Origin of the sequence: Methanobrevibacter ruminantium M1, assembly GCF_000024185.1 — an archaeon.
Lineage (GTDB): Archaea > Methanobacteriota > Methanobacteria > Methanobacteriales > Methanobacteriaceae > Methanobrevibacter > Methanobrevibacter ruminantium.
Window position 1 is genome coordinate 1,823,754 of record NC_013790.1, and the last position, 20,979, is coordinate 1,844,732.

General features: G+C 32.2%; 18 protein-coding genes. 4 read left to right on the forward strand and 14 right to left on the reverse strand.

The window, feature by feature from the left end; all coding sequences use genetic code 11:
- Nucleotides 1-40 precede the first annotated feature (40 nt).
- Nucleotides 41-1,234: a glycosyltransferase gene (locus MRU_RS06890; protein ID WP_012956177.1), complete on the reverse strand. Its 1,194-nt coding sequence runs from the start codon at nt 1,232-1,234 to the stop codon at nt 41-43.
- A 149-nt stretch (nt 1,235-1,383) separates the two neighbouring features.
- Between MRU_RS06890 and MRU_RS06895 the strand changes: the two genes are divergently transcribed.
- Nucleotides 1,384-1,923 (forward strand): LOG family protein, encoded by a 540-nt coding sequence (locus MRU_RS06895; protein WP_012956178.1) that lies wholly within the window; start codon nt 1,384-1,386, stop codon nt 1,921-1,923.
- Between the two features lie 170 nt (nt 1,924-2,093).
- Here MRU_RS06895 and MRU_RS06900 read toward each other — a convergent pair whose 3' ends face one another.
- From MRU_RS06900 to MRU_RS11220, 4 genes are all read right to left on the reverse strand, one after another.
- Complete coding sequence (locus MRU_RS06900; RefSeq protein WP_012956179.1) at nt 2,094-2,585, reverse strand: hypothetical protein; 492 nt, start codon at nt 2,583-2,585, stop codon at nt 2,094-2,096.
- A gap of 227 nt (nt 2,586-2,812) precedes the next feature.
- Nucleotides 2,813-3,133 carry a carboxymuconolactone decarboxylase family protein gene (locus MRU_RS06905; protein WP_012956180.1) on the reverse strand — a complete coding sequence of 107 codons (321 nt, stop codon included), beginning with the start codon at nt 3,131-3,133 and terminating at the stop codon, nt 2,813-2,815.
- A gap of 86 nt (nt 3,134-3,219) precedes the next feature.
- Nucleotides 3,220-3,540: a carboxymuconolactone decarboxylase family protein gene (locus tag MRU_RS06910; RefSeq protein WP_048812462.1), complete on the reverse strand. Its 321-nt coding sequence runs from the start codon at nt 3,538-3,540 to the stop codon at nt 3,220-3,222.
- Nucleotides 3,541-3,807: 267 nt separating this feature from the next.
- A complete protein-coding gene (locus MRU_RS11220) occupies nt 3,808-4,563 on the reverse strand; it encodes a thermonuclease family protein (RefSeq protein ID WP_012956182.1) in 756 nt (251 codons plus the stop codon).
- A gap of 227 nt (nt 4,564-4,790) precedes the next feature.
- Between MRU_RS11220 and MRU_RS06920 the strand changes: the two genes are divergently transcribed.
- Together MRU_RS06920 and MRU_RS06925 are read left to right on the forward strand one after the other, a co-directional pair.
- Nucleotides 4,791-5,204 carry a DUF3795 domain-containing protein gene (locus tag MRU_RS06920; RefSeq protein WP_012956183.1) on the forward strand — a complete coding sequence of 138 codons (414 nt, stop codon included), beginning with the start codon at nt 4,791-4,793 and terminating at the stop codon, nt 5,202-5,204.
- Between the two features lie 201 nt (nt 5,205-5,405).
- On the forward strand, nt 5,406-5,918 hold the full coding sequence (locus tag MRU_RS06925) for a DUF7575 domain-containing protein (RefSeq protein WP_012956184.1): 513 nt from the start codon (nt 5,406-5,408) through the stop codon (nt 5,916-5,918).
- A 501-nt stretch (nt 5,919-6,419) separates the two neighbouring features.
- On the opposite strand, the gene MRU_RS06930 is transcribed toward MRU_RS06925, so the two are convergent.
- The 3 genes from MRU_RS06930 to MRU_RS06940 form a co-directional block, all read right to left on the reverse strand.
- Nucleotides 6,420-8,261: an MSCRAMM family protein gene (locus MRU_RS06930; RefSeq protein WP_012956185.1), complete on the reverse strand. Its 1,842-nt coding sequence runs from the start codon at nt 8,259-8,261 to the stop codon at nt 6,420-6,422.
- A complete protein-coding gene (locus MRU_RS06935; protein WP_171776167.1) occupies nt 8,262-11,165 on the reverse strand; it encodes a C1 family peptidase in 2,904 nt (967 codons plus the stop codon). It abuts the gene before it with no gap.
- 581 nt (nt 11,166-11,746) lie between these two features.
- Complete coding sequence (locus MRU_RS06940) at nt 11,747-12,742, reverse strand: NAD-dependent epimerase/dehydratase family protein (protein WP_012956187.1); 996 nt, start codon at nt 12,740-12,742, stop codon at nt 11,747-11,749.
- Between the two features lie 375 nt (nt 12,743-13,117).
- Here MRU_RS06940 and MRU_RS06945 point away from each other — a divergent pair, with 375 nt between their 5' ends.
- Nucleotides 13,118-13,891 (forward strand): class I SAM-dependent methyltransferase, encoded by a 774-nt coding sequence (locus MRU_RS06945; protein ID WP_012956188.1) that lies wholly within the window; start codon nt 13,118-13,120, stop codon nt 13,889-13,891.
- A 215-nt stretch (nt 13,892-14,106) separates the two neighbouring features.
- Here the strand turns inward: MRU_RS06945 and MRU_RS06950 are convergent, their stop codons facing one another.
- The 6 genes from MRU_RS06950 to MRU_RS06975 form a co-directional block, all read right to left on the reverse strand.
- Nucleotides 14,107-14,742 carry a CBS domain-containing protein gene (locus MRU_RS06950; RefSeq protein WP_012956189.1) on the reverse strand — a complete coding sequence of 212 codons (636 nt, stop codon included), beginning with the start codon at nt 14,740-14,742 and terminating at the stop codon, nt 14,107-14,109.
- Between the two features lie 211 nt (nt 14,743-14,953).
- Nucleotides 14,954-15,781 (reverse strand): 4Fe-4S binding protein, encoded by an 828-nt coding sequence (locus MRU_RS06955; protein WP_012956190.1) that lies wholly within the window; start codon nt 15,779-15,781, stop codon nt 14,954-14,956.
- 306 nt (nt 15,782-16,087) lie between these two features.
- Nucleotides 16,088-17,116, reverse strand: a complete 1,029-nt coding sequence (locus MRU_RS06960; RefSeq protein WP_012956191.1) for a carbohydrate kinase family protein — start codon at nt 17,114-17,116, stop codon at nt 16,088-16,090.
- 92 nt (nt 17,117-17,208) lie between these two features.
- Nucleotides 17,209-18,099, reverse strand: coding sequence for a formylmethanofuran--tetrahydromethanopterin N-formyltransferase (locus tag MRU_RS06965; protein WP_012956192.1), 891 nt, complete (start codon nt 18,097-18,099; stop codon nt 17,209-17,211).
- 64 nt (nt 18,100-18,163) lie between these two features.
- Entirely contained in the window at nt 18,164-19,270 is a 1,107-nt protein-coding gene (locus MRU_RS06970) for a membrane protein (RefSeq protein ID WP_012956193.1), read from the reverse strand.
- 257 nt (nt 19,271-19,527) lie between these two features.
- The gene (locus MRU_RS06975) at nt 19,528-20,979 is read right to left on the reverse strand and encodes a 4Fe-4S binding protein (RefSeq protein ID WP_012956195.1); all 1,452 of its coding nucleotides are present in this window, start codon (nt 20,977-20,979) and stop codon (nt 19,528-19,530) included.

Below are 20,979 nucleotides of genomic sequence, written 5' to 3' on the forward strand. Positions count from 1 at the left end.
AGTATGAATTTAAATTATTCTGAATAAAAAGAGAATAAATTTATTTAATAAGCTCCTCAAGAGCATTCTCAAACTTATCGGTAATGGCTTCCCAATCGTTTGACTTTACATATTCCCTTCCTTTTTTAGAAATCTCCTCATATCTTCCCTCATCAAGTATCCTTTGAGCTGTCTCGAGAACCTCCTCTGCCTTTTGAACATACTCTATTCCATTTCCATATCCAAACTCCTTGGAAATGCCCGGAAGCTCACTTGCTATAACAACCTTTTCCATAGCTAAATACTCATAAAGCTTGATTGGAACGATATCCTGCATGATTTCCTCATCAATATAAGCCGGAAGAAGACAGAAATCTGCAGAGGCTAAAAATTCAGGTATCCTCTCATAAGGCTGCTTTCCAGTGAGAATCAATTGGTCACCAAGATCATACTCCTCCTTTATCTCCACCATCCTATCATAGGCATCGCCGTCCCCTACAATTAGAATCTTCATATGAGGATATTTTTCCTTATTCTTTCCAAGCTCCATTGCAAGCTCCTTCATTCCTGCAAATTCATAGATCCAACCCATAAAGAATAGGACTGTGTCATCTTCACTTATATTATACATATTTCTTATGTTGGAATCATCAAGCTGAGGGTCAAAGTCATTTAAATCAATTCCAGCATCAATCAAAATGGTAGTTTCTGGTTTTGAACCTAGTTCCATTGCCAGTTCTTTAAGCTTTTGATTGATAGTGATTACAAGGTCTGAGTTCTCTATCGCTTTCATGTTTACCTTCTTGCCGAATGACTGAAATGCCTTCTCTGGAATAAGTGCATATAGCACATCAATAAGGTAGTATACGAATGGAATGCCATGCTGCTTAGCAAGCTTTGAACCTGTGTATGCATTTAGAAGCCCTAGGCTCATGATGATATCTGGCTTGAACTCATCTATCTGCTTTTTGATTTCCTTTTTATGTGTGAAGTATAGGGAGGCATAGTTAAGCCCTGGCTCCTTTATGAAGGAAGGACGTATAACCTCTATGTCTGCCTCTGGCTTTACCTTAGAGACATTTTCGTGGACTTCCCTATGAAAGATAAGTCCTTTTGAGTCTTCTTTAGGCCAATCGATTGGATAATCGATAACTTTTACTTCATGTCCACGTAGCACCATGCGATCCATTAGATGGTGCTGCTGATGAGGGTTTCTCTTAAGCCAGTCTGATTCCTGCACTACCAATATTTTCATAAATTCACCTGTTATTCCAATTATTAAATTAATATTTGTTAGTTTTTATTTAAATATATAAAGAATTTAGGGTGTGAAAAAGGTAATAAAACTATTTATAATAAAAGATATAAAATAAGTTTTTAGGAGAATAATAAAGGAGCAATATTATGAGAATTTGCGTTTATGGTGCTGGAAGCACTCAAATAAAATCAAAATATACAGATGAAGCATATAAGTTAGGGGAGGAAATAGCTAAAAGAGGCCATGATCTTGTATTCGGAGGAGGCTCTACAGGAATTATGGGAGCTGTATCAAAAGGAGCCATAGACAATCATGGAAAAGTCTTGGGAATAGCCCCTGAATGGATGGAAGAGTTTGAAGGAATCTGCAAGGATTGTGATGAGTTCATCTATACAGAATCAATGGATGAGAGAAAGAAGCTCTTTTTGGAAAATTCAGATGCATTCATTATAGCCCCTGGAGGAATAGGAACCCTTGATGAGTTTTATGAAGTAATCGTGCTAAAGAAGCTAAATAGGCATGATAAGAAGATTGTGATATTTAATATGTTTAATTATTATGATCATATGCTTGAGATGATTGATTTTATGATAGAAGAAGGAGTCATTAGGGCTGGAAGAGATAAGAAGACTTTTAAAATAGCTGATTCAATTGAAAAGGTCTTTAAAATCTTGGAAAGAGAATGAAAATTGTTAAAAAATAAATAATTATAATAAAAAAAATAGAACTATAAAAAGAATAAATAAAAAAAACAAGCCTAAAAACAAGAAAATAAAAAAAATAGAACTATAAAAGAATAAATTAAAAAATAAGAAATTTAAGAAAAATAATTTTAAATTAAGGGAAAAAGAATCATTTAAAAAATAAAGTTTTGCTTTTTCTTATGCTGATAAGAGATTTCAAAGGAATCAAGAGCTATTCTCTTTAAAGCTTCCAAATCATTATCATCAATGTGGACAACTTTTTCCCAATCCTTCTCAAGCCTATCGATATCATCTAAAACTTCTTTTCCTTTTTCAGTTAAAGCGCAGTCATAAGGAAGACCGTTTTCAGGATCTTCATCGATTTCAATCAATCCTTTCTTAGCAAGCTTCTTATAATTATTCAAATACAAATCCAAATGCAAATTGAATAAGTCTGATTTTTCCGCTTGCTCATAACGTTTAACTCTAATGCGTTTATGATGAGGCTTTTCATGTTTTCTAACCTGCTTTAACAGTTTTATCTGACTAGCATGCAAATGAATATCCAGATTTTCACGTACATAAGTAATTTTAGACTCTTCCATAATGCCAATTAAAGAAGAGGCGTTCATATTGTTTATTGACTCAACATGTGGATGTGACATATTATCACCTTTTTGATTATAAAATAACTTTAAACTTTAAAAAAGCCTTTATCATTCAAATCATACCAACCATACCAACCATACAAATCAATAAAGACTTAAAACATTAATAGTAATACTTAAGTTATTTTAGTTATTACTATATTAATCTTAATTAATATAAATAATTTAAGATTAAAAAAATAATGAAAATTAAAATAAATAATTTTTCTTCTAAATATTAATGATTAGTCATATAACTTATTGACCACTTCTAAAGCCTTATTAAAGGGCATCATCCCAGATGTCAGAAGAACTACCTTTAAAACATCCATAACTTCATCACGACTGATATCAAGCTCTTTTTTAGCCTTGGATAATTGCTTTAGGAATGAAGAACTTTCAGGATTTGTAGCTGAAATTGCTATTGCAATCAACTTTTGAGTCCTATAATCCAATGAATTGGCATTCCAAATATTCTTATCCAAGTTTTCAATAGAATCATATAATTGAGGGTCTTCTTCCTTGATTCTGCGAATCCCTTTTCCATAAAAAACCTTTTCGCCCATAGTCTTACATCCATTAAAAGATAAAAAAAATAATAGTAAATAAAATTAATAAATAAAAAATTAATACAAACTAAGGAACGCCCCAATTATTCAAATACCTTATTTGCAATCTGCAAGGCTTTGTTGAATGGCTGCATGCCAGAAGTCAATAAAACAACCTTCAATACATCTACAACTTCATCACGAGTGACTCCCAATTCCTTTTTAGCGCTCATAATCTGCCTTTCAGTTGCACGGCTATCTGCATTGGATGCGGCTATTCCAATTGCAATCAATTTTTGAGTCTTATAATCCAAGACTTTTCCATTCCATACAGCTTCGTTTAATCCTACAATAGCTTGATATAAACCTTCATCTTCTTTTTTTACTCTTTCCATGCCTTTTCCGTAGAATACTTCTTCTTTCATAATACTCACTCTCATTAAATGGATAAGCTTAATCTTGCTTAGAATCCTTTAAGTATATCTTTAAATAAGATATTATTTAATAATTTTGCTAGTTAAAATGTAAAAATTAAGACTGAGGATAATTCAAAAATCCATAGAAAAATAAGTTAAAAAAAATGAGCAAATAAGTGAAAAATAAGTTAAAAACTAAAAAAAGTAAATGAATAAAAAATGAGTTAAAAACTAAAAAAAATAGTAAAATAAGTTAAAAAGAATGTATATAGCTAATCAAGGTTGACATGCCTTACAAGGAGCATAACCCTGACTTATCGCATCAGACCTGCTATTGAAAGTCACCCTATTCTTATCAGAGATCTTCTTTCCCCATTTGCAAGTGGAATAATGGAACTTATGACTGTTTGCACTTCCAACATAAGGAGCAGAGACTGTAGAACCGCTTGTAAAACTGCTTGATGAATAGGACCCTCCGCTATTTGAAGAGCTGCTGCCTGACGTATAGGATGAGCTTGTAGTGGAGTCTGAAGACCAGTCATATGGATAGAACTCACTTGGAGGAATGTACATGATCTCAGCAAGGCCTTCCTTTAAAAGCATTTCATTCAGGTTCTTGCCATCTACAATGACCACCGCCAATGTTCTTCCATATCTATCGTTTCTCTTAGAGTCATCTACATCCAGGCTGACTTCCTTATTCAGACAGAACTTTTGAACAAAACGCTTGGAGCAGATATATGCTGTGACGCCACGTTCTGGAGTATTGACACCTACAAAACGAACTCTCCCAACACCTTCAACATCGATGGTGTCCCCATCTGCCACATAAGTACATATTCCTTTGATTTCGCTATGGCAATCTGTATTATTGTATTTATTTAGGATATCACTGTTTGACTGGCTTGAGTATTTGGAAAATGGAATGTCATGAGAAAATCCAGTTCCAGTATAAGCAAATGAAGCAGAGATTATGCTAAATGATAATATTAAAATAAGAAATAAAACAAGATATTTTCCCTTGGAATTCATAATTTTCCCCCTTTAAATATTGTCTAATATTATTTTAAAATTAGTCATATTAAAAGGTTTTTTAATTTTTAATAAAATGGAATTTTAAAATAAAGGGATGCTTTTTAAAAAACAATTCATAATGATATTGAAGAGAATCTAAAAAAATAGCATTTCAAGAAAAGATTCAATCAACAATTTTATAAAAATTAAAAGACATAAATAATATTTGAAATGGAGATTCGATTATGAAGATGCCTGAAAAGATAGACAATATGATGTTTGCACCTTGCGGAATGAATTGCAAGCTTTGCATAAAGCACATATCCAAGTCAAACCCATGCCCTGGATGCCTGATTGACAGTCCAAACAAGACAAAGAATGCCTTAAAATGCAAGATAAAAAAATGTCTGGAGACGAAGAGGGTAAAATACTGTGGCAGATGCAGTGAATTTCCATGCAAGCTTATGAAAAAGCAGGACAAGAACTATAAAAAACGCTACAATTACTCAACATTGGATAATGCAAAAAGAATCACTTACACTGGAATAAATAGGATAATGCTTGAAGACAAGTTAAATTGGGAATGTCCGTCATGCGGAGGCATAATAAGCATTCAAGAGAGAGTTTGCAGCGATTGTGGATTGAATAAGGAAGATTAATATTGCTTTAAAAAATAGGTCCGAACAATTTACTATATAAAACCATATTAAAATTATAAAAATTTATAAAAAACTTTAAATCATATAAAAATTAAATTAATAACGTAACTAAATATTTGAAAGTATTACAACAAATAAGTCAAAAAAATATATCTAAAAAAATTGTAAAAACAAAATAATATTAAGCAAGTAGTGATAAAGATGGCAGCTATAATATGTCCAAGATGTGGAAAAATGAATGATGGAAGCTTAGATTTCTGCATCTATTGTGGAACTTACTTTGATGATTATAATGAAGAAGACAACAATGACAATCTCTTTTTTATAAGATCAATGACCAATGATGGGAGACCTGGCAAGAAACAAGTGGTCAGATTAAATGAAATGCCAGATAATCTCCAAAAACCTAAACATAGGCTTGCCATACTTTTAGGATACCTGTTTGCAATATTAGGCGGACTTATAGGATTTGTCTTTGCAATTTATCTAATTACAAGAAAAGATAAGAATGCCAGAAGGCATGGACTAATCCAATTGGTTATTCTATTAATAGAATATGCTTTAATAGGTGTTTTAATCTTAAATGGACAATTGGATATAAATATGGTTTTAGATCCTTTCAATATGACTCGCATGAATAATATAACTCAATTATATAATTCCAGCCAAATGAATGTTAGCGGGTCTAATATCTCAAGTTTATTTGGCTTTTAAATCATTTAACTCTTTTTCTATTTTTATTTTTATTAAATAATTAATAATCTTACTCTTTTTCCATTCTTATTTTATTAAATAATTAACCTTACTCTTTTTCTATTTTTATTTTTATTAAATAATTAAAATCTTATCCTTTTTTCTATTTTATAAATTATCAAATCATATCCTAACTTTTAACTTGTTTCAATGTGAAACTATTTATTATATTCTTAATGAAATGATAATTTTATTTAAAAAAGTAAATAAACTAATTTAACTAAAATAAAAAGAAAAATAAGCAAATCCAGTGAAATAAAAAGAATAAAATAAATCTAACTAAAAGCAGATAATACAAATAATTTAAAAAAGAACCCTAATAAGTTTAAAAACCTTATAAAGAATTAAAAAAAGATAAAAACAGTGATTAAAAAAATTAAATATTGTCTTTTTAAAAAAGCCATAATAATTGAATTTTAATAAAAATGGAATTTAAAAAGACAATTAAAAATCTTCAAATATCTATGCCACTTTTATAGAAGTGGTCTTTGATACCAGATATCTTTTATCCTCTGATGTTATTTGAATCTTATGACTTCCTTTTGAAAGGATTTTGGTATTTATCTTAACCATTCCATTCTTATCTGTCTTTAAAGTGTAGGTCTTGTATTTTTTGCCTGTGTAAACCTTTACCTTAAGTTTTAAGCCTGAAATGGCTGTTTTTTTAATCTGGTTTTTGATGGATATTTTAAGATTGTCTGATTTCTTATATTTGAAGCTTGTTTTTGAAAGCTTAATGTCTGTCTTTGCTTTGGAAATCTGGACAGTGAACTCTTTCTTGCTTAAGTCATAACTCTTATCAACAGAAATGGTCACCTTATGTTTTCCAGCGTCATATATTACGCTTGGGAGTGTGAACTTATCAAAGGTGGCTATTCCTTTATTATTGGTTTTGACTGTATAAGTCTTGACTTTCTCGCCGTTATAGACATTCAAGTTTACTTTCATGCCACTTATAGGCTTTTTGGTCTTGGCATTGATAAGCTTAAGAGTGTATTTGGCGCCGGAGTAATATTGGGCCTTGAAATCCGGTGCTGAAACGCTTACAGTAGCTTTATTAATCTTTACAGTGGTATTTGAACTGATATTGTTTTTGCCATCATTGAATCCCACTATAAGATTGTAGCTTCCAACGCTTAAGTTTTTAGGCAAGTTAAACTCAAAATTTCCATTTTCATCAGAGAAAACATTAAATGTATAGTTATATTTCTTTGAAAGGATGCTGAGTTCAAGACTTTCATTGACGAAGGACGCATTGCCATGATTCAAGTTAAATGAAATCTTTTTGCCTTCACCATAATATGAAGTGACATTTTTAACATCCAAATTAGGCAAAACATTTAAGGCCACATCAAGAAAATACACATTTCCTTCAATATTGCCATAATAAACCCCATGAGGAGAAGTATCTAAAACCTTTCCTTCAGACTTTTGCTGATAGCCAACAATTCCCCAAGGAACAAAAAAATGATGATACTCATTAGACACCATAAATGTATTAATTATTCTTCCGCCAGTTCCAAGCCAGGATACGGCTTTACCTTCCCCAATATCATTAGCATAATCAATCTTATTATTTAAAATTGCAGAGTCAATCAATGTCCCATTGTTTCCAAGCCATTTAATAGCAGGACCCCAACCATATTCAATATCATCAGTTGAATTAAGAGGAGGGACACTATAATCAAAGAACTCCTGAGTTAAAGCAGGGGCATTATCAAAGTTTTTACTATCATATGGCCTTAACTTATAAGAATCATAAGCTCTTTGATAGCCATGAATAAGTTCTAAATTTTTTAATACTACATTATCAGACAAAATGCAGAAAATTCTAGATGAATAGTTAGCGTCTAAAGTATGGCCATTTCCTTCAATGACTACACTCTTATTAACAATAATCGGTTTTCCTTCACCCAACATATTACAAATTAGATATATTGTATAATTATCTGAAGCATAATCAATTGCATCTTGCAAATCTTGAAAATTACCTCCTAATACTGTAATAGAAGATTCGTTAGGACGTATGATAAGAAAACTCTCTGATTTACTATTATTGGAACTTATAACCTTTTCCTCATCGGATCCATTATTTGAATTAGAGTTTTCATCAGACATTAATGGCTTTTGATAGCTTATCTCTTTTTCATCAGATAATGTGTCTGCCATGGCATTATCATCTATTAGATTGTTATCTCCTGTTGTATTTAAATCTTCTGTTGCAAATGAAGATCCTATGCTTAATACAAAAAGGAAGATTAATGATAAAATTAAAATATTTTTTAAGCTTAAATTTTTCTTCATTTAAATACCTCCTATCTTTATTTGATTTAAATCATGAATATTTAGCTTATTTTCACAAATGTATAAATCTTCATTTTCGGTTAATGAATCTTTCATATAATAATGTTCGAGATTATAAAGATTATCGTTATAATAATCTGTTTTATCAAAATCAATATATTCTAAAAGATTTAAATCAAAGCATATATCGTTTTGATCATTATTCAATAGTTCTAAAAGATTTAAATCAGAGTATATATAGTTTTGATCATTATCCAATAGTTCAAAATTGATATCATTTGAATGATTATTATAATAACCTTTATCTTCATTAATTATATTATAATATTGAGTGTCATTATACATATACATTATGTCATTATTCACTACATCCGAACTTTCAAAAGTTTCATTATTAATTATAATGTTCTCATCAATGTTCTTTCCATCATAATCATCTATGCCCATTTCATAAGATTGTCCTGATTTGGCACTGAGAACTGTTAGATTGAAAGTTTTGTTGCATGCATAGTAACCTGCTGTTCCGAAGAATTTTAGAGTGAATGTGTATTTTCTTGGATTTAATCTTATTAAAAGCTTTGCTTTTCCAGCGCTATCTGTAGTTCTGTTGTAAGTGACACTGAGGAGACAGAATGCAACTTTTTGTCCGGATAATGCTTTTCCATTGCTATCTTTTAATATTAAACCTAAATATTCTCCTTGATGAACCGTACTGACATTTTGATTAATGTTTGTATGCATCTTATTTACTTTTACATTGACAAGACGATTGGATTTATGGTAAATGCTATCCCCTAGGAAACTTATTAAAAATTTATATGATCCCGGATTTAAATGTATTGGCAAGCTTACTTTACCATTACTATCTGTAGTTCTGTTATATGTCACATTTAATAGTTTAAAGTATATTAGTTTATTTGCTATAGGATTTCCTGATCCGTCAACAAGGGTTGCATTTAAACTGCTGGTATTAAAATAAGTAACCAGATTGTTACTACGAACATGAGTTTCAAGCAATCCTTCAATACATTCAGTATAAACATGCAAACAGATATTGGCATTATCCACTTCAGTCTTTAAATCCACCCATTGATCTACACCATTTTTTCTTAACCATAAAAATGATTGATTGTATCCGGAAACAACATTGGAATAATTTTCAATTCTTTCCTCAAGAGGAATATAAGTATGTGAAGACCCGATATGTTGTAAAGTAATTTCAACCCTAAATGTTTGACCTACATTAACATATGCTGCTTGATTAAATAGAATAGTATGAAAACCTGCACTAGATAAATAACTTGTAGTGTTTCCAATAGAAATTCCATTAACAATCAAATTAGCTGTACAAATAGATGGACTTACAACATATAGACCAAAAGATTTTAATGTTCCGCTTTTTAATGCAGCCCATTGGTTAGCAAATTTCGCACTAGTGCTGTTAACAGGAAAAACATTTGTAAAGCCTAAAGGATTGTAGTTATAATTATAATCATAATTTGTCACATTTTCAACATTTGTAAAAGCAAAGCCGGCATATGTATTATCAAAACCTAACATTTGATCATAATAGGAAACATAATAATAACCATTATTCCCCGCATTTGTGCCCCAACTATTTTTAATTATAAATGCTCCATTACCCATACCTTCAGATTGTATTAAAAAATTATTTTTAGGATAATTATCATCCCAACCAACAATAGTTACAGCATGCATATAATTTGAATTAAAATTATAACCACTTCCATTATAAAAATAATATGCATCATTCTTTTCAAAAAAAGAATCCCAATACATACTAATATAAACTGCCCCATTTTCTAGGACTGATTCTTTTATATAATCATTATCCAAATAATTTTGACGATTAGGAATGAATTTTACTCCTTGAACATGCTTTAATGGATAAACATCCTCACTAATGTTAGTATAGTTAGAATTATATGGATCATCTGATTCATTTATAGGGCCACTCCAACGAATAAGATATGCTAAAGACATTAACATATTCCCCCCACTATTTACTAACTTATCTGTACCGTTTCGTCCAAGGGAACTCATCACATTCTTCAAATTATTTTCAGAGAAATCCCATTGAGGGGAAAGGGTATATGATGTATTTTCAGTTTTTAAGAGATGTGACTCTAAAGCAGCCATTGTGGCAAAAGCCCAACAATTAGCAGTATTTCCCTGATCTTTCACTGGAGTTACAAATCCATAATCCCTTAAATCATAAGAACTTGGTAGATTGCCACTTTTAGGAGATCCTCCCTTTTCAGGATTGACTACTGAGGAGATATCAACTTTATCTTCTATTGAACCTGACACGAAAACTTTTTTATAGTTAGCGTTCCACATCAGCCATCCTAAGAATTCTTCATCCAGATAATAGTTATATTCATGGTAATATATTATATCATCGTAAAAACTCTCATTTACAAAATAGCCTGATTTTTCAGCGGTTGAAGCAAAATAATAATCATCTTTTAAAATAGTGTAATTTACACCATCCCATAACCGAAGAGTATAGTTCTTAGTTGCATAAAGAAAATAACCGTCTTCACTTAAGGAATTTTCTCTAAATTCAAATGATTTATTGTTAATCAAGAAATTAATGAATTCCCCATACTTTTGGGAATTAGAATTCATTATATCCTCATAATACTCATTATAATTTGATTCCTTAAATTCATTTTCAGGTAAATTACTTTTAAGAACATCATTATTATCTGACAATCCATTCTCCTTGATTTCATTTTCAAGCATATCGGATTCAATATCATCATAATCTATATCCGAAATGCCCATTTCAGAATCAGAAAGTTCTAAATATTCATCAGAAACTATTTCATCATCAATATAAGAGACATCAGCATCATTTGCTGCACTAACAACACTCATACTGATTAAAAATAGTGTAACTAATAAAATAATAAAATAAATATTCCTTTTCATAATTTCACCAAAAAGTAAAAATATTTAATAAAATTTTATTCCTATAAAAAATAGGACACATTATAATATATGATAATGCATATATAAATTTTTCTAAATATTTATAGTTTAATTATGTCTCTTAAAAAAAAATTTTAAGATAGGAAAAAATATGTTGGTGGATAAAAATCGTTAGTATAGTTTATTATTTTTTACCAAACATTCTTTTATCTTTAAGAGAAATATTCATTTATTTTTTTCTTTTAAAACTATAATGCATCCATAAAAACATAGTTTACAAAAATGTTTCACCATTAAATAATTAATAAGAAGTCTTAACTTTTAATCATAAAATTAAAAAAAAATTAAAATAAATGATTTATATAAAAAAATAATCCAAATACTAAATTATAAAAAAGCTTAAAAAAGAAAAAAATAAAAATAAAGACACATATGAAAAAATAGAATCTTAAAACAAAAAAAGAAAAAATAAGTATTTTCAAAAAGAAAGGAAAAATAAATTTAAAATAAAAAATAAAAGAGACTACTTAAAATTCAGCATCTCTTTCAATGTCTTCCCAGTTGTCTGTAAACCAACCGTAAACTCTTTCTAAACCATCATCAAAGGATACGGTAGGCTTATAACCAAGAATGTCCTTTGCCTTATCAATTGAAGATAAAAGCTTGGTCTTAGCATCCCAGTTACGTCTTGCAACATAGGCGATGCCCTCTTCATTTCCAGTGAGTTGGTTGACCTTGTTTGCCATGTCAATTACTCTGTGATCCTTACCTGAACCTAGGTTTATCGCTTCACCTATCGCTTCCTCTTCAACTCCCATTGACAAAAGGCCGTTGACGATATCTCCAACAAAGGTCCAGTCCCTTGTTTCGGTTCCGTCTCCTGTAATAGGCAATGCCTGTTTGGTCATGGACCAATAGAAGAAATTAGGAATTACATTTCTGTATTTTCCTGGAACTTCCCCTGGGCCGAATACATTAAAGAACCTTGCATTTACAATAGGCATGTCATATAGGTTATGGAAATAATTGGTATATAATTCACCAAGAAGCTTAGTAACCTGATATGGGGTGTGCAAGGAAATGGATATGTCATGCTCTTCAAAAGGCATCTTAGAGTCAAGCCCATATACTCCACAGCCAGAGGATGAGTATACAAATCTTTCAACACCAGTGAGCTGTGCATATTGAAGCACCTTTAGAATGCCTATGCCGTTAACCATCAAGTCGGTTTCCGGATTGTCCACACTGTTTTGATTAGCGAAGTGAGCTGCCAAATGGAATACATAGTCCGGCTTCATCTTAAATACGCGCTTTAACTCCTCATCATCAAGGATGTCCCCTTGAATAAGCTCAACGTTTTCGTTGGTTGGCACATTCCATTCATATGCAGAGGACATATTATCTAAAATGATCACTTTCTCTGCACCAAGCTCTGCTAATTTTCTAGTTAAGTTGCTGCCTACACAGCCTGCTCCACCAGTTACTAAAATAGTTTTATCTTGATATTCGTTATATTTGGACATAAAAATCACTTAAAATTCCAGTTAATTGATAAATAATTATAATAGTTTATATGTTATTAAATATGTTTTTATGATTAATAAAAGTATTTAAAAACCATTGAAAAAAAAATTTAAAAAATCAACACCGCAAAATAATAAAACAAATCATAAAACAAATCATAAAACAAATCATAAAACAAATCATAAACATCATATTAAAAAATTATATAACAATGCAAATAAATATTATAATATAATTAAAGTATAATTAAAGTTTAAATAAAACTAAAAAATAATCTTAAAAAAATAGCTTAAAAAAATAAAAAATAAACTTAAGATAAGCTTAAATATACTCATAAGATAAACTTAAGATTTTACTTGGCAAATGGTGTTATAATGGAGATAGAACATACACACGAACTTATCAAAGATGTTTTTGGAATGAATATGAAAGAGGCAAGGCTTTTAGACGATCTCTTAAAGACTAACGACCTATCCGAGATATTGGAATTAGGCTTTGCACATGGAGTGTCCTCCTGTTACTTTGCATCCACACTTAAGGATATGGGAAAAGGTCACTTGACAACCATAGACAATACTACAGCTAAAACCCGTAATCCTAACATAGAGGAATTATTAAAAAAGACAGGGCTTGAAGAATATGTGACCTATTATTTTGAAGCGGTTTCATACAATTGGAGATTGATGAAGCTGATTGAGGAAAATAACGGACCTATATTTGACTTTTGCTATATTGACGGCGCCCACGATTGGAACAATGACGGATTTGCATTCCTTTTAGTGGATAAGCTATTAAAGCCTGGAGGAATTATAATATTTGATGATTATAACTGGAGCTTTTCACGAAGCCCCTCTATGAGCCAGTCTCCAAGAGTTCTTGCCATGTCAAAGGAAGAACAGGAAACCCCTCAAATTAAAAAGGTATATGATATGCTAGTTAAGACCCATCCTAATTATCATAATTTCAAGATCTTAAATGACAATAGCTGGGCATTGGCTCAAAAGAAGGAAGAAGAGGACCTTTTTGAAAACCAAGTAAATAAGCTCGAATCTGAAAACAGGAAATTGAGAAAAAAGCAAAAGGAGATTATGTCTTCAAACAGTTGGAAGATGACAAAGCCATTAAGACAGCTTAGAAATAAAAAATAACTTTTCTAAACTGGTTAAAAAAAATATAATAAACACTTTATAAAAATAGGCATCTTCTTCTTTTTATAAAAAAAATTGAAAATAAAAAAAAGTATCTAAAACACAGTGCATTATAAAAAAAGTATAAAAATAAATTATATAATAAAAAAAACATTAATAAAAGACTAAAAAAGAAAAAATAAGGAGAAATTAAAAGATCTAAAGAGATTTTAAATCTAGCGTCTTGCACGGCCTACTTTACGTGCAATTACAATTTCTCCAACTGAAATAAGACCTGCAAAGAACTTTTCAAGTCCACCAGTTGCCCAAATCGCTTCACCGAAAGTGGCATTCTGAATATTCTTCTCATATTCTTCAGCAGTGATCTTTACCCCTGTGGTTCTTGTACTGATTTTAGCAGAAGCCTCCATCAATTCATCCCAAGTAACCCCTTTAAGCTCTTTTTCCATAGCTTCATAAATCTTGCTAACCTTAATGTCATAAAGGGAAGACATTGAATCAACCACATCTACAGATCTGCATACTCCAATGACCTTATTTTCATCATCAATGATAGGAACGCTGATTAGCTTATGCTTTGAGATTTCAATAACCGCATTCTTTGCAGCCTCATCTTCCTTAATGGCCAATATGTTCTCAACAGGATCCATTACCTCTGAAATCAGTTTCTTGCCTTCGCGCAAGCCTTTTGTAATGTTGAATGAAGTAATCCATCCTTCCAATTTCATGTCCTTATCTAAAACAGGGGCAGTGAATCTTTTAGATTCTTCCATTTTTATAGAAACAGCTTCTATTGTATCGTCTTTTGATACATAAACAAATTTCTTATCCATCATCTCTTTAGCTTTCATTTAAAACACTTCTCCATTATAAGATTTAAAAATCTGTAAATATTATTTTTTTAAAAATCTGTAAATATTATTTTTTTAAAAATCTGTAAATATTATTTTTTTAAAAATCTGTAAATATTATTTTTTTAAATATAAGGTTTTAGACTTTAGTAAATTTACAAATTGAATAAATTACAATTGAATAAAATCAATAATTAAACAAATTACAAGCCTAATTATCTGAAACCAAATTCAAAGCACCTACAGGACACCTTGAACTGCATTCCTTACATCTTATGCATTTGTCATTATTAAGAACTATCTCACCATCAACCACCTTTATGGCGCCGACGGGACAGTTATCCTCACATAGCTCACAGGCCACACAGATGTCCTGATTTACATCAAGGTGGCTGTAAATAACCACAGGACCTAAATCTCTCTTAAGAGTGATTGCTCCCTGAATGCATAAGTTTGCACAAGATCCGCAACCGCAGCAGCGGTCCTTATCAATATATGAATACATATGACCATGTTCAGAGTCAATGGCTCCAACTTCAGGGCATTCCTCTCCATGGGCTTCAATAAACTCCTTGCTTCTAAGGGATATTGCATTAGTAGGACAATACTTCAGGCAAGAGCCACAGCCAATGCAGACTTCACGATTTATGGAAATGTCTTCCATTTTAAGATTTCTATGGGGAACCTTAAGCTCTTTTAAGGTGTATTCTACAGAATCATCCTCTTTAATTACAGTTTCCCCATCCCATACATAAATGCATGAAACAGGACAAGTCTGAGCGCAGATTTCACATTGCACACAGCCTTCGCCAATCTTAGCCCTTTTAAGCCAAGTGGAAGAACTGATTACATTAATGGGACATTCCTCTACACAAAGATTGCATCTGACACAGCGAGGTGAAATGGTAATGAGCTTGTCATTATCTTCATAGCTATGAATATCCACATTAAAATCTTCAATATCTTCATCTAAATCTACAGATTTAAGAGTTATTTCCCTCTCTAAGGTTTCAATCTGCTTTTTTAGTTTAATTTCCATTTTAATTCCCCATTATAGAGTAAATTTTAATCTAATAATCACGGTCAAATAAATCTTATTAATACTTCATTAATTAGATTTAAACTATCAAAATTTTAATAACTTTTAATCTAGCATAAAAACATTATAATTATATATTTTTATAAATTAATTTAAATAATTTATTATAATTTTTCTCTATTATACAATCAGTCAATTATTTTATAAACTATTGTACAAAAACTTAAATTTCATATAGAAAACATTATAAATTTTTACTATTTTTTCACAAAAGAATTATTTTCACAAAAGAATTAATCTCACTAATCATAAGGAAGATATGAACTCTTCCAGCTCTTCCAGATTAGGCAATCCAGATATTCCAATTGCCTGAACAGACCTAGAAGCCACCCAATTAGCAATCAGACATGATTTAGCCAAATCATAGCCCTTAAGATATGAATACAGGAAGCCTGCATTAAAGGAATCTCCAGCAGCAGTTGTATCAACTGCCTCACACTTGAATGCAGGTGCCTTAACCTCATCATCATCTTTATTTATTGCATAGACTCCATTTTCTCCCCTTTTTACAACAACTGTATCAATGCCATCATCACGGATGAAAACTGCCAAGTCCCTAAAGGTCAAATCCTTAGAGACAGATAATTTTTCCTTATAATGATCTTCAAAGAGGATTTTCAGTTCATTTTCATTAATGAGAAGAATATTAGTTCTTTCAAGAATTTCCTTAAGTTCTAAGACTCCCTTTTTAACATATAGCATTCCAGGATCAAAGCTTAATACAATATCATCACCTAAGACATTGAGCAATTCCTTTTGAGCATTAAAGGAATCCCCTACAAAGGAGGTGTAATGAAGTATCTTGCAGGCATTTACATTCAATGGATTAATCTCATCAATAGTTATGTCATCGTTTACTCCAGGGTCGACATATAATGCCCTATCTCCCTCATCTGAGACAAATCCAAGTACTTTGCCTGAATTGCCACTATCGGCATAGATAAGATTTGTCAGATAGACATTATTGACCATAAGGTTATATTCCAATAGGTCTCCTTCCTCATCATCTGCTATCTTTCCGATATAAGATGTGGAGCATCCAAGCTTAGATAGGCCGATTATTGTATTGGCTGCAGAACCACCTGGAGATTGCTCTTCTCCTTTGATGAAGCTTTCTTCATCAATCTCTGCAATATGGCCAACACGGTAAAGCTTATCCACATTCAATGCGCCAAAGCCGATGACATCTACATTGATTGCATCATAGACTATCTCATCAACGCCTAAATCCTCAGCAGTCACATTATTTGAAGATTTTAAATCCTTTTCATCCATTTAAGTCACTTCTTAACTTGTTTTCGAAGATAATTAATTTTTATTCATTCTGAGAAAGTTTAATCCATTTTAAGGGAAATACATAACCCAATTCATTCCTTTAAGATATCAAGCAAATTGGTCTTATGCTCTCCTAACTGGCCCTCAAAGTTTCCAGCGGAAATCCTTTCAACACCACCTATGTCAATAATGGCATCAACAGCCTTCTTAATAGCCAAGTTCATAGCTTCCTGACTTACTGCATTAATAACAATCTCTGGAATATAGTTTACTCCTTCTGGAACCTTTGACTCCTTGCCAAGTCTTTCCCTTAAAGAAGGACAATAAGGATGATTAGTGCTTGGACCAATCTCTGGGAAGTTTGTTTCAGGCTTGCTGGCTGCAGAGCATATTCCAAATGGAGTGCAGACCCCATCAACTTCCATAATGGTGTCTATTATTATTCTTCCTGCCTTCAATACAGCTTCCTTAGTGGAACACATATACCAGAAGTTTCCTCCCATGATTCCTTCTGCATAAGCAAGCTCTGACTCGATTTGAAAATCGGGAACTGCAATAGGAACATTGATCATCTTTCTTCCATACTCCTCGATTTCCCATTCATAGCCGTCACCGCAATGGCCTACGCTTTCCATCATAGGAATTGAACCTACCGGATTTTCAGTTATGCTGAATACCCTTGTAAATGGCTTTACAAGAATGTCCTGGCGAATCCTATAGGACAGTTCCTTTTCAAACTTAGCCAAGTCATCGGTAAGCCAGAACTGAACAATGGCTCCAGGCCTTCCGTCTGGAGTCTTATCTCCACTTACAAAGGACTCTACACCTGCTTCAACCCTGCCAATAACTGCACTTGGAGTAGCTGTAGCATCATATGCTGCTTCCTTTACAGTCAATTCGTCTTCTGCTGTAATCAATGCTCTTATATACATTCCATCAAATGATTCAAAGAAGGTATCTTCAACCTTATCATAATTTACCATAAAATTCATCTCTTTTTGTCTTTATCACAAATGTCTTACCGCGAATATAATTTTTCATCTTTATTTATCCTAATCCGCCAATATCCTTACCCCGAATGCCATTTCTCATCTTCTTGCTTAATCCAAGCAGATAATCCCTATTCTCATCTGTAATTATATCAATTATAGGGGCCTGCCTATTATAAAATATCTTTTCAAACTCTTCAACAAGTGAATAATCAACTTCAAAATCCTTGAATGCATCATCTGGACCTTTTTCAGCATATGCTTTCACAAAATCAATTACATAATCCTTATCAAATCTGGAATGAAGATCAATAAGAATTGAGCTTACAATTGTATTGTCTGAAATAACAGCTATCTCTGCCACATTCAAAGGATACTCGTTACCGTTAAAACTAACAGATAAACCACCATTGTCCCTTGCATACTGCAAAGGCTCTACATCGGTTATGCTGTCACCCATATAGATTATGGAACCTTCCTCAAGAGATAATCTCTCCACTATATCCTCAACTGCAATCTGCTTGCCCTTTCCTCCAACAGTCTTAACACTTTGGATATACTTGTTTATTTCAAGCTTTGGAAACTCATTAAAGAAAATGTCATACAATACATTGAAGTCATCCTCATTTTCATCACCATGCTCAAGAATTATCTTTCTAAATTCCTCCACTTTCTTAAGCTCTTCAATAAACAATGGAGACTTGACTCCAATTGTTGATGATTTTTTATCAGATTGGTTAAAATTAGTAGCCCCATCTATATCTAGTTGTGTGTGATATGTGTTTTCAAATGGAAAGTTCATATAATTGCATAGAGCTTCAATATATTGGCCATAACTTGTACTAACTATATAAGAATCCATAAGCTCATTTGCTAATTTAAGGGTGTCCTTAGAGCCATCAACAATATAGATATTATTTCTTGAAAATTCAATCATCTTTTCGTTTGTAAGCCCTGCTAACTTATAGAATGGAACGATAAGCTTGAGAGTGTCCCCTGCATGATAGTTTTCAAGATGAACCTCATCAACTAGGTAGTCGTCAAAGCGACTGATGATCTTGAATAGCTTATCTCCATCTTCAATAAATTCAGCAGCTAGTTCATAGGCGTTGTCATTTAAAGTCAATGGACCTTCACAATCTGTGATAAAAACCTTTTTTACCATAATCTATCTTCCTGTCTTTGGATAATACTCTTTTGAATAAATAAACATCATATTTTGATTAATCTCTTTAATTAACAGATAAAATTCATTTTTCATATAATATTTTTTATGAATCATTTTTGAATAATAATTTTTTAAGAATAATTAATAAGCCATCATAGGTTTATTAAGCTGTTAAACTAATAAAATCTTTTTAATAAATCAAATAAGAATAATAAATAATAAATAAATAAAAATAAATAAAAAATAAGTTAAATCTATAAGAACTGCCATATTGTAGAGACTCTAGCTGCATTTACCGGACAGATTCCCTCACAGTTTCTGCAGGAAATACATTCATCATGATTTACAGTTATCATATCATCTTCAACTGACATTGCATCAACCGGACAGTTCTTAATGCAGACCTCACATAATTGGCAAGCGGAATGATTTATCTCTACAGTTCCGTTTCTTCTTCCCCTAAGGTCTCTTTTAATAAAGAATATCTCATGGTTTCTGTTTGTAAAGAACTCTTCGGCAAGCTTGATTGCCTCAAAATTACAGGCCTCGGCACATAATCCGCAGTATACGCATGAATTGTCTGTATCTATCTTAATTGGATTAGGTCCGTCAAGGCTTATTGACTTGGTTGGACATACATCCATACATAATCCGCAGCTTATGCAGTTTTCCTCCACCACTTCAATTCCTAATGAAGGCGGGAAGAATTCCACAAGGTCCAATACCTTTACAACATCCAAATCCTTATTCAACTGGGCATTCAAACGCTCGTTCAGGTATTCTGTAACATTAACTACAATGGATCTGCAGTTTGTGCATGTGAATATCTCAACATCTGAAAACTCCATTCCCCTTGGAACGTCTCGAATGTCCATTGAGTTTTCATAGTCAAAGTCATCGAAATGATAATCCTTAGAGATGTCATCAAGGAGCTTCACCAAAACATTGTCAATATTGGTTATGCCTTTGGATATCTTATTTATATCCCTATCCAATATCTCAGATGCTATCTCCAATGTCTTGATTTTATTGAATGACTCAAATGCCTCCTCCCTTTCAACATAGTCTATTGCATATGTAGGGCAGGCATGCATACATTCTTCACATCTTGCACAGTAGGCAGGGTCAATGAACGGCAGCTTATTGGTCTTTCCGACATTTATAGCTCCCTTGGAAGGGCATATCCTTGTACAGGTCATGCAGCCTATGCATTGGTCATGGTCAATGCAGAGAGTCTTACCTTCCTTAACTGTCTTTGGAAGAATCTCTCCATACTTGATTGCATCAGTTGGGCAAGCCCTGAAACAATATCCGCAGCGGATACACTTATTCTCATCTATTTCACTGTGCATCTCCTCTCCTCCAGTGGACTTGAGATGGATAGCTCCAGACTTGCATGCGTTAACGCATGCTCCACAGGCTCTGCAAAGCTTTTTATTAATGTTTGGAACATTTTCACGGATAGGTTCAGATAAGGTCTTCTTTATGTGAATTGCATCATAAGGGCATGCATTGCTACATAATACACAGCCAAAGCAGTGCTCATCTAACTTGATTAATTTGGTGTTTTCATCCTGATAGACTGCATCAATCGGGCAAACGCCTAAGCAAGGTTTATCACTGCAATTTATGCACTTTTCATTATCAATCTCATATTCTATATGAACATCACGCAATGGTCTTGGTATAGGGTTGACAGTTACCAT

What these genes read in the sequence shown, in the direction of transcription:
- MRU_RS06950 (WP_012956189.1), bottom strand. Translation starts at nt 14,742, where the DNA reads ATGAAAGCTAAAGAGATGATGGATAAGAAATTTGTTTATGTATCAAAA.
- MRU_RS06900 (WP_012956179.1), bottom strand. Translation starts at nt 2,585, where the DNA reads ATGTCACATCCACATGTTGAGTCAATAAACAATATGAACGCCTCTTCT.
- MRU_RS06975 (WP_012956195.1), bottom strand. Translation starts at nt 20,979, where the DNA reads ATGGTAACTGTCAACCCTATACCAAGACCATTGCGTGATGTTCATATA.
- MRU_RS06970 (WP_012956193.1), bottom strand. Translation starts at nt 19,270, where the DNA reads ATGGTAAAAAAGGTTTTTATCACAGATTGTGAAGGTCCATTGACTTTA.
- MRU_RS06930 (WP_012956185.1), bottom strand. Translation starts at nt 8,261, where the DNA reads ATGAAGAAAAATTTAAGCTTAAAAAATATTTTAATTTTATCATTAATC.
- MRU_RS06955 (WP_012956190.1), bottom strand. Translation starts at nt 15,781, where the DNA reads ATGGAAATTAAACTAAAAAAGCAGATTGAAACCTTAGAGAGGGAAATA.
- MRU_RS06935 (WP_171776167.1), bottom strand. Translation starts at nt 11,165, where the DNA reads ATGAGTGTTGTTAGTGCAGCAAATGATGCTGATGTCTCTTATATTGAT.
- MRU_RS06965 (WP_012956192.1), bottom strand. Translation starts at nt 18,099, where the DNA reads ATGGTAAATTATGATAAGGTTGAAGATACCTTCTTTGAATCATTTGAT.
- MRU_RS06890 (WP_012956177.1), bottom strand. Translation starts at nt 1,234, where the DNA reads ATGAAAATATTGGTAGTGCAGGAATCAGACTGGCTTAAGAGAAACCCT.
- MRU_RS11220 (WP_012956182.1), bottom strand. Translation starts at nt 4,563, where the DNA reads ATGAATTCCAAGGGAAAATATCTTGTTTTATTTCTTATTTTAATATTA.
- MRU_RS06910 (WP_048812462.1), bottom strand. Translation starts at nt 3,540, where the DNA reads ATGAAAGAAGAAGTATTCTACGGAAAAGGCATGGAAAGAGTAAAAAAA.
- MRU_RS06945 (WP_012956188.1), top strand. Translation starts at nt 13,118, where the DNA reads ATGGAGATAGAACATACACACGAACTTATCAAAGATGTTTTTGGAATG.
- MRU_RS06960 (WP_012956191.1), bottom strand. Translation starts at nt 17,116, where the DNA reads ATGGATGAAAAGGATTTAAAATCTTCAAATAATGTGACTGCTGAGGAT.
- MRU_RS06895 (WP_012956178.1), top strand. Translation starts at nt 1,384, where the DNA reads ATGAGAATTTGCGTTTATGGTGCTGGAAGCACTCAAATAAAATCAAAA.
- MRU_RS06905 (WP_012956180.1), bottom strand. Translation starts at nt 3,133, where the DNA reads ATGGGCGAAAAGGTTTTTTATGGAAAAGGGATTCGCAGAATCAAGGAA.
- MRU_RS06925 (WP_012956184.1), top strand. Translation starts at nt 5,406, where the DNA reads ATGGCAGCTATAATATGTCCAAGATGTGGAAAAATGAATGATGGAAGC.
- MRU_RS06940 (WP_012956187.1), bottom strand. Translation starts at nt 12,742, where the DNA reads ATGTCCAAATATAACGAATATCAAGATAAAACTATTTTAGTAACTGGT.
- MRU_RS06920 (WP_012956183.1), top strand. Translation starts at nt 4,791, where the DNA reads ATGAAGATGCCTGAAAAGATAGACAATATGATGTTTGCACCTTGCGGA.